Genomic DNA, 14,259 nt, shown 5'->3' on the forward strand with positions numbered 1-14,259 from the left:
CGGAATCGGCTTGTGGCGGTAGCGCTCATGGAGTAAGCCGCGCAACGTGCAAATTGCCTTGATCCATACAATCGTTGTGTCTGCGCCGATTGACGATCGAAGAGACCGGTAGCTGAAAATATGGTTAGACTTTTTGGATATTTCTTCGGAATGGCCTGCGTCCTGTTTCTGGTCGCGGCGGCGGGTGTTGCTATCTATCTCGCCAACGTCGCGAAGGATCTCCCGGACTATGCCGTCCTGAACAGCTATGCGCCGCCGGTGACTACCCGCGTCCACGCCGGCAACGGCGCTCTGATGGCTGAATACGCCAAGGAAAAGCGTCTCTTCCTGCCGATCCAGGCCGTCCCCGACCGCGTGAAGGCCGCTTTCCTGTCGGCCGAAGACAAGAATTTCTACAATCATCCGGGCGTCGATCTCACCGGTCTCGGCCGCGCAATCCTCGTCAACCTGCAGAATTTCGGTTCCGGCCGCCGGCCGGTCGGTGCTTCCACCATCACCCAGCAGGTGGCCAAGAACTTTCTTTTGAGCTCTGACCAGACGATCGACCGCAAGATCAAGGAAGCAATCCTGTCCTTCCGTATCGAGCAGGCCTACAGCAAGGACAAGATCCTCGAGCTCTACCTGAACGAGATCTTCTTCGGTCTGAATTCCTACGGCATCGCCGGCGCCGCGCTCACCTATTTCAACAAATCCGTCACTGAACTGACCGTCGCCGAAGCCGCCTATCTGGCATCGTTGCCGAAGGGTCCGGCCAATTATCATCCTTTCCGCCATCCCGAGGCAGCGCTCGAACGCCGCAACTGGGTGATCGACCGCATGGTCGAGAACGGCTATGTCAGCCAGAGCGATGGCGAGGAAGCCAAGAAGCAGCCGCTCGGCGTCACCGCCCGCACGACCGGCCCCTCGCTCTTTGCTTCGGACTATTTTGCCGAAGCCGTGCGCCGCCAGCTGATCGACCAATATGGCGAGAAGGTTCTCTATGAGGGCGGCCTTTCGGTGCGCACCTCGCTCGATCCGCAGCTGCAGCTTGCGGCCCGCAAGGCGCTGCAGGATGGTCTGGTGACCTATGACGAGCGTCGTGGTTTCCACGGCCCGATCAAGCAGATCGATGCAAGCGGTGATTGGGGCAAGGCGCTTGCCGATATTCCCTCCCTCTCCGACGTGCCGGAATGGCGGCTCGCCGTCGTGCTCGCCGTCTCGGACAGCAACGTCGATATCGGCCTGCAGCCGGCCAAGGATGGAAGCGGCAAGGTTTCAGCCGACCGTCAACGCGGCACCATTGAAGCCAAGAACATGCAGTGGGCCTTCCGTTCGGCCGACGGCGCCCGCAAGACCGCGAAATCGCCGGTCGGCGCCGTAGCCCCCGGTGACGTCGTCTATGTTGCAAAACTCGGCGACGACGCGTCGAGCTCCTATCGCCTGCAACAGCCGCCGAAGGTGCAGGGTGGCCTGGTCGCCATGGATCCGAAGACCGGCCGCGTGCTCGCCATGGTCGGCGGCTTCTCCTACGGCCAGTCCGAATTCAACCGCGCCACTCAGGCGATGCGCCAGCCGGGTTCCTCGTTCAAGCCCTTCGTCTACGCGGCGGCGATGGACAACGGCTATACGCCGGCTTCCGTCATCATGGATGCGCCGATCGAAATCGTCTCCGGCGGCCAGGTCTGGAAGCCGGAAAACTACGGCGGCGAAGTCAGTGGCCCGTCGACGCTGCGCTCGGGCATCGAGCATTCGCGCAACCTGATGACGGTGCGCCTCGCCAACGATCTCGGCATGAACATCGTCGCCGAATATGCCGAGCGCTTCGGCATCTACGATCACATGCTGCCGGTTCTCTCCATGTCGCTCGGCGCCGGCGACACGACGGTGCTACGCATGGTCTCTGCCTATTCGGTCATCGCCAATGGTGGCAAGCAGATCAAGCCGACCTTGATCGACCGCATCCAGGACCGCTACGGCAAGACGATCTTCAAGCATGAGGAGCGTTTGTGCGAGGGCTGCAATGCCGGCGCCTGGCAGAACCAGGAAGAGCCGAATGTCGTCGACAATCGCGAAACAGTTCTCGACCCGATGACCGCCTACCAGATCACCTCGATGATGCAGGGCGTCATCCAGCGCGGCACGGCCGCCGGCAAGGTCGATCTCGGCGGTCGCGACGTCGCAGGCAAGACCGGCACCACCAATGACGAGAAGGATGCCTGGTTCGTTGGCTTCACGCCGGATCTGGTCGCCGGTCTCTATATGGGCTTCGATACACCGGCCCCGCTCGGCCGCGGCGGCACCGGCGGCGTTCTCTCCGCCCCGATCTTCAACGAATTCATGCAGGCTGCCGTCAAGGATGCGCCGGAATCGAAATTCGTCATCCCGCCGGGCATGAATCTGATTTCGATCGACCGCAAGACCGGCATGGCCGCCGTCGACGGCGATCCGAACACCATCATCGAGGCCTTCAAGCCCGGCACCGGCCCGGCCGACAGCTTCTCCGTCATCGGCATGGACAGCACCATGGCGCCGGAAGAGATCCTGAAGACCTCGCCGCAGGCAAACCAGGCCGTCCAGACCGGCACGCCCGGCCTGTTCTGACCTCCGTCCCGATTTTTGAACGCCCGCGCGGCCTTTACATCCGCGGCGGGCGTCTCTATGTCCAGCAGCACCGGAAGAACCCAGACAGAGAAGCAGGAAAATGCGAGCCGAAATCGAAAACGTGGTCGATGAAACCAAGCAGGCTATCACCCTGCTGAGGAGGCATCTTTGACTGGGACCAGGCGACAAGACGGCTGGACTGGTTGAACAACAAGGCAGAGGATCCCAACCTCTGGAACGACGCTTCCGAAGCGCAGAAGCTGATGCGCGAGCGCCAGCAGCTGGATGACGGCATCAATGGCGTCAAGCAGCTGGAACAGCAGCTGAACGACAATATCGAGCTGATCGAGCTTGGCGAGGAAGAGGGCGACCAGAGTGTCGTCAAGGAAGCCGAAGACACGCTGAAAGCCCTGAAGGCCGAGGCTGCCCGCCGCCAGGTGGAGGCCATGCTCTCCGGCGAAGCCGATAGCAACGACACCTATCTCGAAGTCCATTCCGGCGCCGGCGGCACCGAAAGCCAGGACTGGGCGAACATACTGCTGCGCATGTACACCCGTTGGGCCGAACGCCAGCGTTTCAAGGTCGAGCTTCTCGAAGTCCACGACGGCGAAGAGGCGGGCATCAAATCCGCGACCCTGCTGGTCAAGGGACACAATGCCTATGGCTGGCTGAAGACGGAATCGGGCGTGCACCGGCTGGTGCGCATCTCGCCCTACGACAGCAATGCGCGTCGCCACACTTCCTTTTCGTCGATCTGGGTCTATCCGGTTGTCGACGACTCGATCCAGATCGAGATCAACGAAGGCGACTGCCGCATCGATACCTATCGTTCGTCGGGCGCCGGCGGCCAGCACGTCAACACCACCGACTCGGCCGTGCGCATCACGCATATCCCGACCGGCATCGTCGTGCAGTGCCAGCAGGAGCGTTCGCAGCACAAGAACCGCGCCAAGGCCTGGGACATGCTGCGCGCCCGCATGTACGAAGCGGAACTGAAGAAGCGCGAGGACGCCGCCAGCGCCGAAGCCGCCTCCAAGACGGATATCGGCTGGGGCCACCAGATCCGCTCCTACGTGCTGCAGCCTTACCAGCTGGTCAAGGATATGCGCACCGGCGTTGCCAGCAGCGCGCCGGACGACGTGCTCGACGGCGATCTGAACGAGTTCATGGAAGCGGCCCTTGCCCACCGCATCAGCGGCGCCGCCGACGCGGTCGTCGACGATGTGGATTGATAGAGCCGCGCTCCGCTTTGAGCCGGCATATGCACGTGGAAAGCCCCGCTCCGGGGCTTTTTTCGTACTCAGCCCCTGGCGTCGATGGCGGTATCTCGAAACAGTGCTGCCGATAGATCGGCAATCTCGTCATGAATGGCCGCGCGCTCGATGCCCGGCGGATCGGTAAAGAGCTCTGCCGCAAAGGCAAGGCCGAGTGCGGTGCCCTCCGGCACGAAGACGTAATGCCCAAGGCCGCCAACGAAGATCTTAAGAGCGCTGCGTGAGAGCCGCGCATGCAGCCATGCCGAACATTCCTCGGCCGGCGCAGCCCTGTCGGCGTCGCCGACCAGGATAAGGGCGGGCGCATCGACAGCTTTCAGGGTTTCCGCGCTGAAACCGAGAACGGACCGGCCCGGCGCGCACAGCAGTGCGGCCTTGATTCTCTCATCCCGGTAGGACTTTGTCATGCGGGACCAGGATTGGCGAAACACCTCGCTGGTGGAAAGCAATGTCGGGATATGATCGGCAAGGTCGGGAAATTCCCTCGGTCCGCGCGCGCCACCCGGCTTCATCCTGGACGGTTCGAACTGCGAGAACTGGGTGACGGCGCCAAGAAGCAGCATCACGCTATATGCTCCGGCCGAAAATCCGGCCGCGAAGACGTGGGTCGTATCGATATGACCGGAGAGATCGCTGAGCCAGTCATCGCGGTGATCGAGCATGTAGCTGAGATCCGGCGCCCGCTCCCAAAGACAGGCAAAGCCTTCAGTGCGATAGGGCTCGTTGCCGGTATTGCCGTGATGGTTGACGCCAAGCGCTGCAAATCCGCGATCGACCAGCCGTCGCGCCAGCCATTCCAGTCCGGCCGCGGATCCGCCGGTGCCATGCGACAACAGGACGAGGGGATAAGGTTGGGCACCCGGCCGGACGCGTGCGTCGCGGGCGACTTTCGCCTTTTGGAACCAGCCTCTTTCCGTTGTGTCGCTTTTCCGCGTTTCATCGGCAGCGGGATACCACAGCGACCAGCTGATGGGTCTGGGGCCGTCTGCGTCCCAGTTCGACCTGTTCTCGTCGTAAAGGACGCCGTCGCGGAAGCCCAATTTCATCTCTCGGATGCCCCTCTGAACAGTTCCCGGCTGTTCAATTCGTCGCCTTCTCCACGGTGATGTCGCCGAATTCATCGATCAGTACGGTCCAGCCATCCGGCTCCGCAGAGGGATCGGTCTTCAGATAGATCGTGGCGAACAGCCCCGGCTCCTTGATGATGCCGTTTGAATTCTCGGGGCGTATATCGGTAATATAAGGCTTCAGGTCGCTGATCTCCTGCAACTCGACGGTAGAAGTGATCGCCGGGCCGGTCTCGGTCTGGGCAATCTGCTGCAGATAGACCTTCGAGGTCCTGTCTGCCTGGCGAACGGCAAATAGCTTGTAGTAGCCGTGGCGCTGCGTGGTCTTTCCCTCGGGGTTGGCAACGCGCTCGGCGCCTGTCGGCGCCCGCTCGACATCCGGTGCGTTGCCGTCATCCTGCCAGTAGCCGGTGCTGGTCGCGAAAATCACCGATGCCGGCAGGATGGCATCCTGCCCCGGCAAGGCTGCGGCCGACCACCCGATGAGGAACACGGTGGTCATCAATAGGCGTCGCATTGCCATCGTCTCAATCCTTGAACTGCTCGGCGAGAATACGGTCGGACCAGGAGCGGTCGGGATCGGAAAGGATGCGTGCCGTCATATGTTCCGACTGGGCGATGCGGACATGCAGCACCGATTTGACCTCGGTATTGTCGGCCACGGCGTTCACCGGCCGCTTGACCGGCTCGAGGACGTCGATATCGACGGTCACCCTGTTGGGAAGCAGTGCGCCCCTCCAACGCCGTGGCCTGAAAGCGCTGACCGGCGTCATGGCGAGCAGTGGGGCCTCGAGCGGCAGGATCGGGCCATGGGCGGAAAGATTATAGGCTGTCGACCCGGCGGGGGTCGCCACCATCAGCCCGTCGCAGATCAGCTCCTCCAGGCGGACGCGCCCATCCACCGCGACCCGTAGATTGGCGGCCTGATAGGACTGGCGGAATAGATAGACCTCGTTGATGGCGAGTGCCGTCGAATTGGTGCCGTCGGCGTTGGCCGTCGTCATCTGCAATGGCCGGAAGACGTTTTCGACGGCGACGCAGATGCGCTCCTGAAGTTGTTCGCTGCGATAGTCGTTCATCAGGAAGCCGACCGAGCCGCGATTCATGCCGTAGACCAGCTTGCCGGAGTTCATCGTGCTGTGCAGCGTCTGCAGCATGAAACCGTCGCCGCCCAGCGCGACGATAACGTCGGCATCGTCGGCCGGCACGTCACCATAAATGCGAATCAACTCCTCGCGCGCTTCAAGCGCCTCTGTCGTCGGTGAGGCGAGAAAGGAAAGAGTCTGAAATGAACGGCCCATGCAATGCCCTTTATGATGCTGTCCTAGCTAAAGGATAAAGGGCTGGCGCGACAAGGACGTTTTCTATCGCGAAGCGTTTTGAGCGGCAGTCGAGCTGTCCGCACTGACACGATTTTTCCTTTACAGAATCATAGAATCTGCTAGTTGGGCACCTATTGCCCTTGTAGCTCAGTTGGTAGAGCACCTGATTTGTAATCAGGGGGTCCCGGGTTCGAACCCTGGTGGGGGCACCATTTTTCCACGCGATACCGCCCGTCCAGACCATAGTCTCGGTTCGACGTTGCTTCGCTCGATCGCGCCGGCGGATTTGCCAGGTATCACGTACTCCTTGATGAACCTTGCCTGAAGGGCTGCTTCAGCGCCAATTCAGCCGCGCCAGCTTATCTTCGCCTCATCATCAATGAGGAAGAAGCAGCCATGAAGCTCGCACATCTCTTTTTCGCCGCAACCATGTCCGTTGGTGCGGCTTTGGCGTCCGTCGCCCCGGCCGCCGCCATGCCCGTCGATCGGCCGGCCGTGTCGGTCCAGGGCGATATCGTTCAAATTCGTGATGGCTGGCGACATGATCGCAACCGTGACGAAAGTGACGACCGCGGTTGGCGCGATAAGCGTGACGACCGTGGCTGGCGCGATCAGCGTGATTGGCGTCGGTCCGACTGGCGCGATGATGACTGGCGCTGGCGCCGGTGGCGTGCCGAGCGTTGGCAGGAACGCCGCGAGTGGCGCCATCGCGATCGTGATATGCCTTTCTGGCTCTACCGCGGCTGACGCGTCCGTTGCGCGCCTGAGATGCGCGGTTACAGAACGGCCCGGATCATCCGGGCCGTTTTCAATGCGTGGCGGGTTCGTTGACGCTTGCCTCAATCCTGTTGCCGTTGCCGCTCTGGCCCGCGCCGGAAGGTGACAGCATCGCGATGCTGAGCACTGAGACGACCATGAAGGCGACGACGGCGATCATTATGCGCATGAGCGTTCAATCCTCGTTCAATTACGGGATTAACGCCTGATCGCCGTCCGCGTTCCTGCTGGGCTAAAGCGCGCCGCATCGAATTTGATTCATGCGACGCGCTTTAGCCTTTTGTTTTTATGCATGTCGTTACCCCGGAACTGCTGCACACTTCCGGGCGATATGCATTATTGCACCTGTCCGGGCGTCGCAGGGCCGGGCGCCGTTGGCGATAACGGATCGGGCTGGTGGATCGGGTGCGACGTGTCCACCCACATGATGCTGAGGATAATCACGACGAAGACCGCGATGAAGAGGATACCGAAAATCAGCGGTCGAATGGCCATGATGGGGATCGTTCCTTCTTGCTTCTGACCGGTCGTTACGATCGGTCATCGGCCGATCATAGTGCCCCAGGAGGTCTTTCCAAGGCAAAATTGAATTTCTCCGGCTTCGGTCGAGCCTTGCGCGGTATCGCCGGCATCGGTTTTTCCAGCTGTCGCACCGGGTTAAACTGTGCCACGGATGCCTGAAACAGTTGGGGACGGGCATCATGAAGCGGATGGTTACAGCATCGGTCATTGTCGCGGCATTCGTCTCATGGGCCGGAGCGTCCGAAAATGCGGGCCTTTTCGACAAGCCGATAAAGCTGGATGTTGTCGTGTTGCCGAAGGATGAGCTCAATCCTGATGCGAAACCGAAGATCACCTGCAGCCGCTATCCCGCATTCATGGTCAAGGAGGTCGGTCTCGGTGAGGTCGGAGCCGAAAAGCTGGCGCTGCTTGCCTCCGATGCCCCCTGTGAACGCACCGGCGAGCGCGAGCGGGTGATCGAGGATGATACCGCCGGCTATCTCATCGGCGTCAGCGGCGGTTTCGTGTTTTTCCGTGCGGCGGACGGATGGAACGGCGGGTTGCCCTTTGTCGTCTACGATGCGGCGGCGGGCGAGCGGCTGCTCGACGATTCCCTCGAGGGCGACGATTTTTCTGCGATAAGGAGCGGGAAGGGGGAGCTGGCCCTCGATTTCCGTCGCGTCTACACGGCCTCCTGTTCGCTCTATCTGGAGGGCACTGCCTGCGCCAAGACGATCGCCGCCGACACGGGTCTGTCGCCGCAGCAACTGCCGGATTGCACAGCTGCCTACAAGGCGGAAATCAAACGTACCCCCGAGCATGCGAGGGAAATCGAGAAACTGCCGAGCGTGATCGTCTATCCCGTCGAACTGACTTACGCGGCGGGCGAAGCGGTCCGCAGCCCTATGGACGGACCGACTGCCTGCCGGATACCGAGCTGACCCAGCCGAGTGGGTTGACGGGATACACCGTCAACTTTCAAATCAATGACGGACGAGCGATAGCGGCTTGCCGCCTTCGTCCTTCGATTTGTCGAAATTGCCGTCGGCGCGCATGTCGAAGCCAAGCGATGAGCCGTCATCGCCCATCAGCGTCAGCCCGAAACCCTCGATATGCCAGACTGTCAGTTTCAGCCTGGCGACATTGGCGGCGCAGTCTCCGGATAGTGACAGCGGCGCGTTGCCGTCAGCATTGACGTGGCCGTCGAGTGTCACGCCGCAGAGCTTTTCGCCGTCCGGCCTTTGCATCGTCCAAATCCCGGCAAGGCTGTTGAAGGTCGGTAATCGATCGACGCCGTCGGGTGCGGCGATCAGCAAAAGCGGCACCCGATCTTCCGTCTTCATCGGCGACCCTTCGTTCTCGACGAAACGGGCCAGCACCTTACGCAGCGGATCGATCAGGATGATGCCGCCATTGCCGTCGAAATTCCAGGCATAGGACTCGGCAAGCGAAGGCAGCGGCTTGGCGCAGGAATCCTGTCCAGACAGCCCATAACCGCCGATGGCTGTGCCGGTTTCGAGCGTCATCCGGCATCCGGCTCCACCGTCTTCCGGGGCAACGAGATAGGTTCCGGCCTGCGCTTTGAGAATATCGGGATCGATCTCCTGCCCATATGCGAGACCGCAGACAAGCAGCGCCGCTGCTGCAGCCGCAAGGCGGGGGATGATACGGATCATGGTAATTTCTCTTCGCCTCGGCCCGCTTGCGGACCAGCCTATGCCTTCAGGTAAAGCCGCGCCGCATAAAGCGCGATTGCCGCGGCATTCGAGACGTTCAGCGATTTGATCGCGCCGGGCATGTCGAGGCGGGCAAGCGCGTTGACGGTTTCGCGCGTCTTCTGTCGCAGCCCCTTGCCCTCGGAGCCGAGCACCAGCGCAACCTTCCCGCCCGAGAACGTGCTTTCGAGCGGCGCCGGCCCTTCCGAATCGAGGCCGATGGTGGAGAAACCGAGCTTGTGCAATTCACCGAGTGCATCGGCGAGATTGGTAACCTGTATATAAGGTATCAGTTCCAGCGCGCCGGAGGCGGACTTGGCGAGCACGCCGGATTCGGTCGGGCTATGTCTCTGTGTGGTGATAACGGCGCCGGCATTGAAGGCGACGGCTGAGCGCATGATGGCGCCGACATTGTGCGGATCGGTCACCTGGTCGAGAACGAGCAGGAGAGGGCTGTCTTTCAGCGCTTCGAGCCGGCGGACCGGCAGCGGCCGTGTTTCCAGCATGACGCCCTGATGAATCGCCTCTGGGCCGAGCACCTTGTCGATGTCCTGCGGCGAGACCATTTCGAAGGGAATGCCGAGTGTTTCGACGTCGACTTCGAGCCGCGCCAGCGCGTTCTGCGTCACGAAAAGCTTGATCTTCTTGCGCTCGGGATTGTCGAGGGCGGCGCGCACCGTATGCAGGCCGTAGAGATGCACCTGGTCGGGCGCTAGCGCCGGCGGCTTCCAGTCTTCGCCGCCGCGCTTGCGCTTCTGTGGCTGAGGCGTGGGAATCTCTCCGCGTTCGCGCTTGCCGTCACGGTGCGCGCGCCGCAGCGTGGCGTAATGCGTATCCTTGGCCGATGGGTCTGTCGCGGCCGTGCCGCCGGATTTTTTATCTTTGCTCATGCGGCTTTATAGCCATGGCGCTGGCTGCCGCATAGGCTTTCTTTCATCGGCCGGCTTTCGGCAAGGAATGAAATTTTTCGTGTTTTTTCCGTTGTCATCGTGTTGACAGACGGAAATGCTCCGGTCATATACGCGGCGCAGACGACGGGTCGCAACGCTTCGAAGTCTGACAAACTTGGTCTTCAAGATCCGGACGAATAACTGGAGAGATGCCCGAGTGGTTAAAGGGGACGGACTGTAAATCCGTTGGCTCAGCCTACGTTGGTTCAAATCCAACTCTCTCCACCATTCGTCATCGGATCGGACCACCCCGCGGGTATAGCTCAATGGTAGAGCAGCAGCCTTCCAAGCTGAATACGCGGGTTCGATTCCCGCTACCCGCTCCAGTTTTTCTAAGCCCAATTCACGTGACCGACGCCGCCGCGATAATTCGGCACGCAGATGTTTCAGAAGACGCCGGCGCGGTTGCTCATCTCCGGCAGTCGACGCGATTTTCTCCAAGGATTTCAGTAATTTTCGACGGTGCTCCGGCGAATCGCCTTGCAGGCGGCAAATTGTCCCCCATATGCGCTGTCACACCAAGAATGGCGCCTGCAATTAAGTCTTGCGCAATTTCGCCGAAAGCCTTAAACGGCGGCACTAAACCGGTTCGCCGGGGCCCACCATCTCGTTCACAGGAAGCATTCAAATGGGAAAGAGTAAGTTTGAGCGCAACAAGCCGCACGTCAACATTGGCACGATTGGCCACGTTGACCACGGCAAGACGTCTCTGACGGCAGCGATCACGAAGTACTTCGGCGAGTACAAGGCGTACGACCAGATCGACGCTGCTCCGGAAGAAAAGGCCCGCGGCATCACCATTTCGACGGCACACGTCGAGTATGAGACGCCGGCCCGCCACTATGCACACGNTCAAATGGGAAAGAGTAAGTTTGAGCGCAACAAGCCGCACGTCAACATTGGCACGATTGGCCACGTTGACCACGGCAAGACGTCTCTGACGGCAGCGATCACGAAGTACTTCGGCGAGTACAAGGCGTACGACCAGATCGACGCTGCTCCGGAAGAAAAGGCCCGCGGCATCACCATTTCGACGGCACACGTCGAGTATGAGACGCCGGCCCGCCACTATGCACACGTCGACTGCCCCGGCCACGCCGACTACGTCAAGAACATGATCACCGGTGCTGCCCAGATGGACGGCGCGATCCTGGTGTGCTCGGCCGCTGACGGCCCGATGCCGCAGACGCGCGAACACATCCTGCTGGCCCGTCAGGTCGGCGTTCCGGCCATCGTGGTGTTCCTGAACAAGGTCGACCAGGTTGACGACGCCGAGCTTCTCGAACTGGTCGAGCTCGAAGTTCGCGAACTGCTGTCGTCCTACGACTTCCCGGGCGATGACATCCCGATCGTCAAGGGTTCGGCGCTGGCCGCCCTTGAAGATTCGGACAAGAAGATCGGCGAGGATTCGATCCGCGAACTGATGGCCGCTGTCGACGCCTACATCCCGACGCCTGAGCGTCCGATCAACCTGCCGTTCCTGCTGCCGATCGAAGACGTGTTCTCGATCTCTGGCCGCGGTACGGTTGTGACCGGCCGCGTCGAGCGTGGCATCGTCAAGGTTGGCGAAGAAGTCGAGATCGTCGGCATCCGCCCGACGACGAAGACGACGGTGACCGGCGTTGAAATGTTCCGCAAGCTGCTCGACCAGGGCCAGGCTGGCGACAACATCGGCGCGCTGATCCGCGGCGTCACCCGTGACGGCGTTGAGCGTGGCCAGATTCTGTGCAAGCCGGGCTCTGTCAAGCCGCACAAGAAGTTCATGGCTGAAGCCTACATCCTGACGAAGGAAGAGGGTGGCCGTCATACGCCGTTCTTCACCAACTATCGTCCGCAGTTTTACTTCCGCACGACCGACGTGACGGGCATCGTATCGCTGCCGGAAGGCACGGAGATGGTCATGCCGGGCGACAACGTCACGGTATCGGTCGAGCTGATCGTTCCGATCGCGATGGAAGAAAAGCTGCGCTTCGCGATCCGCGAAGGTGGCCGCACCGTCGGCGCCGGTATCGTTGCTTCGATCGTCGAGTAATCCTGGGATTACCCGAAATTCAGGAAAAACCCCGCTGGAAACGGCGGGGTTTTTCGTTTTGATGCTATTAGGGGGATTAACACGTGTTGTAAAAATATCGTTAAGTTCGTCCGTCACAGTATTTTGTTCATCTCACATTCAGAAACCAGTTGTGATTGGTTCATTTTAGTCCAGACTCCTTCATGCAAAGAGGAGAGCCCGGATGATTCCAAAGGCCACGTTCGTTGCGACGATATTCGCGATGTATGTTTTCACGATGTTTTTCATCGCTGCAATTCCGCAAGAGGTTGTTCAGGCAGCCGGAGTGCAGCTCGGCGAGGTAAGTGTCGTCAAGTGATGATTTAGCAGTTCACCGCAGGCTGCTGCGGTGATTGGAAATGATCGGCCAGGTGCCCCTAAGAGGGCGCTCCTGGCGACGCGGGGGTGAACCCTTGCAGGACGCTCGCTTGCTCTTCGCGCGGAAGCGTCTATCTATGCCTCCGATTTCATGATGCGGAGGATATTCCATGAAGAAGCGGATTCTGTTCACGGGCGGTTCGGGCAAGGCAGGTCGCCATACCGTGCCGTGGCTCATCAATGCCGGTTACGAGGTTCACAACCTCGATCTCGTGCCGCTGGACAGTCCCGGCGTCACCAACCTCATTGCCGACATCACCGATAGCGGTCAGGTCTTCAACGCTCTGTCGATGCACCGCGATTTTCCTGATCTGGACGCGGGCAGGGGCGTGCAGCCTTTCGATGCCGTCGTGCACTTCGCCGCCATCCCGCGCATCCTGATCAAGCCCGACAATGAGACTTTCCGCATCAACACGATGGGCACTTACAATGTCATCGAGGCGGCGGTGAAGCTCGGCATCAGGAAGGTTATCGTCGCATCGAGCGAGACGACCTACGGCGTCTGCTTCGCCGAAGGCCATCGTGATTTCCACCAGTTCCCGCTGGAGGAAGACTACGACGTCAATCCGATGGATTCCTACGGGCTCTCCAAGGTGGTCAACGAGAAGACGGCCCGCGCCTTTGCCGAACGTTCAGGCTTCGACATCTATGCGCTGCGTATCGGCAACGTCATCGAGCCGCACGAATATGAGCGGTTCCCCACCTATTTCGCCAATCCCGAAATGCGCAAGCGCATTGCCTGGAGCTATATCGACGCCCGCGATCTCGGGCAGATCTGCCATCTCTGCATCGAAAAGGACGGTCTCGGCTATCAGGTCTTCAACGCGGCCAACGACACCGTCTCGGCCAACACGCCGTCGAAGGAGCTTGCGAAGCGATTCTACCCGAACGTGCCCTTCACCCGCGAAATCGGCGAATATGAAGGCCTGCTCTCCAACCGCAAGATCCGCGAGGTGCTGGGTTTTAACGAAGAGCACGATTGGCGGAAATATGTGACGGTCTGAACGGATATTGGTGGTGCGATGAAAGAGCCGATCGCTCGCATATGCGCAGAATGGCTTTGAAAATCGAAAATCGTGCTTGCCAATCTGCTGTCGTCGTCCTAAAGGGAGCGCCATGCTTTTCATCAGCGATTTGCGGACTTTGGTCCAGGCGCTGAATGATCGGCATGAAGGGGTATAGCTCAGTTGGTAGAGCGGCGGTCTCCAAAACCGCAGGTCGTAAGTTCGAGCCTTACTGCCCCTGCCATTTTCCTCGAAGCGGGACAGCGCGGACATGCTCGCGGCATTCCGGCCGGGGATTGATTGGCGGTAACTAATTTCGTTAAACTTCGGTTTCCCTCTTGTGTATTCGGAAATCGGTGTTTATTTAGGGTTCAACAGACACGCGGTGCGTGGGGCTGATGGTTTCAGCTTTACGCGCCGTAATTGCGTGGGCAGTCGATGGCATCCAAATCCAATCCGTTTGCGTTTCTGCAGCAGGTTCGCTCCGAGACGTCCAAAGTTACATGGCCGTCGCGCCGCGAGACGATGATCTCGACGGTTATGGTGCTTGTGATGGTAGTTTTCGCCGCGCTTTTTTTCTTTGCCGCTGACCAGCTGATCGGCTGGGTTCTGAGCTTCGTGCTGAATACCGGCAACTGATA

Annotated in this window: 16 protein-coding genes and 4 tRNA genes; 12 read left to right on the forward strand and 8 right to left on the reverse strand. The window is 60.3% G+C overall.

Annotated features, from left to right (window positions below; all coding sequences use genetic code 11):
- Positions 1 to 120 precede the first annotated feature (120 nt).
- Together HJB89_RS31295 and prfB are read left to right on the forward strand one after the other, a co-directional pair.
- Entirely contained in the window at positions 121 to 2,580 is a 2,460-nt protein-coding gene (locus tag HJB89_RS31295) for a penicillin-binding protein 1A (protein WP_221131559.1), read from the forward strand.
- Between the two features lie 100 nt (positions 2,581 to 2,680).
- Positions 2,681 to 3,812 (forward strand): peptide chain release factor 2 gene (gene prfB, locus HJB89_RS31300; RefSeq protein WP_221150948.1). Its coding sequence is split into 2 segments (ribosomal slippage): positions 2,681 to 2,749 and positions 2,751 to 3,812, totalling 1,131 coding nucleotides; the frame shifts between segments, so codons are not numbered across the junction.
- 68 nt (positions 3,813 to 3,880) lie between these two features.
- Here prfB and HJB89_RS31305 read toward each other — a convergent pair.
- The 3 genes from HJB89_RS31305 to HJB89_RS31315 are packed head-to-tail and all read right to left on the reverse strand — an operon-like array spanning position 3,881 to position 6,222.
- Positions 3,881 to 4,900: a dienelactone hydrolase gene (locus HJB89_RS31305; RefSeq protein ID WP_221150949.1), complete on the reverse strand. Its 1,020-nt coding sequence runs from the start codon at positions 4,898 to 4,900 to the stop codon at positions 3,881 to 3,883.
- A gap of 34 nt (positions 4,901 to 4,934) precedes the next feature.
- Positions 4,935 to 5,444 carry a hypothetical protein gene (locus tag HJB89_RS31310; protein WP_207583830.1) on the reverse strand — a complete coding sequence of 170 codons (510 nt, stop codon included), beginning with the start codon at positions 5,442 to 5,444 and terminating at the stop codon, positions 4,935 to 4,937.
- 4 nt (positions 5,445 to 5,448) lie between these two features.
- Entirely contained in the window at positions 5,449 to 6,222 is a 774-nt protein-coding gene (locus HJB89_RS31315) for an NAD kinase (protein ID WP_207583831.1), read from the reverse strand.
- 157 nt (positions 6,223 to 6,379) lie between these two features.
- On the opposite strand from HJB89_RS31315, the gene HJB89_RS31320 reads away from it, so the two are divergent.
- Both HJB89_RS31320 and HJB89_RS31325 read left to right on the forward strand, forming a co-directional pair.
- Positions 6,380 to 6,455: transfer RNA gene (locus HJB89_RS31320), tRNA-Thr, on the forward strand.
- 109 nt (positions 6,456 to 6,564) lie between these two features.
- The gene (locus HJB89_RS31325) at positions 6,565 to 6,990 is read left to right on the forward strand and encodes a hypothetical protein (RefSeq protein ID WP_221150959.1); all 426 of its coding nucleotides are present in this window, start codon (positions 6,565 to 6,567) and stop codon (positions 6,988 to 6,990) included.
- A gap of 61 nt (positions 6,991 to 7,051) precedes the next feature.
- On the opposite strand, the gene HJB89_RS31330 is transcribed toward HJB89_RS31325, so the two are convergent.
- A complete protein-coding gene (locus HJB89_RS31330) occupies positions 7,052 to 7,189 on the reverse strand; it encodes a hypothetical protein (RefSeq protein ID WP_221150950.1) in 138 nt (45 codons plus the stop codon).
- Between the two features lie 167 nt (positions 7,190 to 7,356).
- A complete protein-coding gene (locus HJB89_RS31335; RefSeq protein ID WP_207583834.1) occupies positions 7,357 to 7,515 on the reverse strand; it encodes a hypothetical protein in 159 nt (52 codons plus the stop codon).
- Positions 7,516 to 7,721: 206 nt separating this feature from the next.
- Here HJB89_RS31335 and HJB89_RS31340 point away from each other — a divergent pair, with 206 nt between their 5' ends.
- Complete coding sequence (locus HJB89_RS31340; protein ID WP_221139932.1) at positions 7,722 to 8,462, forward strand: hypothetical protein; 741 nt, start codon at positions 7,722 to 7,724, stop codon at positions 8,460 to 8,462.
- Positions 8,463 to 8,504: 42 nt separating this feature from the next.
- On the opposite strand, the gene HJB89_RS31345 is transcribed toward HJB89_RS31340, so the two are convergent.
- The 3 genes from HJB89_RS31345 to HJB89_RS31355 are packed head-to-tail and all read right to left on the reverse strand — an operon-like array spanning position 8,505 to position 10,299.
- A complete protein-coding gene (locus HJB89_RS31345; protein WP_221139933.1) occupies positions 8,505 to 9,197 on the reverse strand; it encodes an AprI/Inh family metalloprotease inhibitor in 693 nt (230 codons plus the stop codon).
- A 38-nt stretch (positions 9,198 to 9,235) separates the two neighbouring features.
- Positions 9,236 to 10,126, reverse strand: a complete 891-nt coding sequence (rlmB, locus tag HJB89_RS31350; RefSeq protein ID WP_221150951.1) for a 23S rRNA (guanosine(2251)-2'-O)-methyltransferase RlmB — start codon at positions 10,124 to 10,126, stop codon at positions 9,236 to 9,238.
- Complete coding sequence (locus HJB89_RS31355) at positions 10,123 to 10,299, reverse strand: hypothetical protein (protein WP_207583838.1); 177 nt, start codon at positions 10,297 to 10,299, stop codon at positions 10,123 to 10,125. Before HJB89_RS31355 ends, rlmB begins: the two co-directional genes overlap by 4 nt.
- Before the next feature lie 30 nt (positions 10,300 to 10,329).
- Between HJB89_RS31355 and HJB89_RS31360 the strand changes: the two genes are divergently transcribed.
- From HJB89_RS31360 to secE, 7 genes are all read left to right on the forward strand, one after another.
- Positions 10,330 to 10,414: transfer RNA gene (locus HJB89_RS31360), tRNA-Tyr, on the forward strand.
- A 24-nt stretch (positions 10,415 to 10,438) separates the two neighbouring features.
- Positions 10,439 to 10,512: transfer RNA gene (locus tag HJB89_RS31365), tRNA-Gly, on the forward strand.
- Between the two features lie 302 nt (positions 10,513 to 10,814).
- Positions 10,815 to 12,218, forward strand: a complete 1,404-nt coding sequence (gene tuf, locus HJB89_RS31370; protein ID WP_221150952.1) for an elongation factor Tu — start codon at positions 10,815 to 10,817, stop codon at positions 12,216 to 12,218.
- A gap of 202 nt (positions 12,219 to 12,420) precedes the next feature.
- Positions 12,421 to 12,555 carry a hypothetical protein gene (locus tag HJB89_RS33525; RefSeq protein ID WP_259669787.1) on the forward strand — a complete coding sequence of 45 codons (135 nt, stop codon included), beginning with the start codon at positions 12,421 to 12,423 and terminating at the stop codon, positions 12,553 to 12,555.
- A 169-nt stretch (positions 12,556 to 12,724) separates the two neighbouring features.
- Positions 12,725 to 13,618: an NAD(P)-dependent oxidoreductase gene (locus tag HJB89_RS31375; protein ID WP_207583840.1), complete on the forward strand. Its 894-nt coding sequence runs from the start codon at positions 12,725 to 12,727 to the stop codon at positions 13,616 to 13,618.
- A gap of 168 nt (positions 13,619 to 13,786) precedes the next feature.
- A tRNA-Trp gene (locus HJB89_RS31380) sits at positions 13,787 to 13,862 on the forward strand.
- 194 nt (positions 13,863 to 14,056) lie between these two features.
- Positions 14,057 to 14,257: a preprotein translocase subunit SecE gene (gene secE / locus HJB89_RS31385; protein ID WP_003573826.1), complete on the forward strand. Its 201-nt coding sequence runs from the start codon at positions 14,057 to 14,059 to the stop codon at positions 14,255 to 14,257.
- The last annotated feature ends 2 nt before the right edge of the window (positions 14,258 to 14,259 follow it).

Source organism: Rhizobium sp. NZLR8 (assembly GCF_019685025.1).
Taxonomy (GTDB): Bacteria; Pseudomonadota; Alphaproteobacteria; order Rhizobiales; family Rhizobiaceae; genus Rhizobium.

Excerpts from the sequence above, each read along its gene's own strand:
- rlmB (WP_221150951.1), bottom strand. The coding sequence starts at position 10,126 with ATGAGCAAAGATAAAAAATCCGGCGGCACGGCCGCGACAGACCCATCG.
- HJB89_RS31305 (WP_221150949.1), bottom strand. The coding sequence starts at position 4,900 with ATGAAATTGGGCTTCCGCGACGGCGTCCTTTACGACGAGAACAGGTCG.
- HJB89_RS31375 (WP_207583840.1), top strand. The coding sequence starts at position 12,725 with ATGAAGAAGCGGATTCTGTTCACGGGCGGTTCGGGCAAGGCAGGTCGC.
- HJB89_RS31340 (WP_221139932.1), top strand. The coding sequence starts at position 7,722 with ATGAAGCGGATGGTTACAGCATCGGTCATTGTCGCGGCATTCGTCTCA.
- secE (WP_003573826.1), top strand. The coding sequence starts at position 14,057 with ATGGCATCCAAATCCAATCCGTTTGCGTTTCTGCAGCAGGTTCGCTCC.
- HJB89_RS31315 (WP_207583831.1), bottom strand. The coding sequence starts at position 6,222 with ATGGGCCGTTCATTTCAGACTCTTTCCTTTCTCGCCTCACCGACGACA.
- HJB89_RS31345 (WP_221139933.1), bottom strand. The coding sequence starts at position 9,197 with ATGATCCGTATCATCCCCCGCCTTGCGGCTGCAGCAGCGGCGCTGCTT.
- HJB89_RS31335 (WP_207583834.1), bottom strand. The coding sequence starts at position 7,515 with ATGGCCATTCGACCGCTGATTTTCGGTATCCTCTTCATCGCGGTCTTC.
- HJB89_RS31330 (WP_221150950.1), bottom strand. The coding sequence starts at position 7,189 with ATGCGCATAATGATCGCCGTCGTCGCCTTCATGGTCGTCTCAGTGCTC.
- HJB89_RS31295 (WP_221131559.1), top strand. The coding sequence starts at position 121 with ATGGTTAGACTTTTTGGATATTTCTTCGGAATGGCCTGCGTCCTGTTT.
- HJB89_RS33525 (WP_259669787.1), top strand. The coding sequence starts at position 12,421 with ATGATTCCAAAGGCCACGTTCGTTGCGACGATATTCGCGATGTATGTT.
- HJB89_RS31310 (WP_207583830.1), bottom strand. The coding sequence starts at position 5,444 with ATGGCAATGCGACGCCTATTGATGACCACCGTGTTCCTCATCGGGTGG.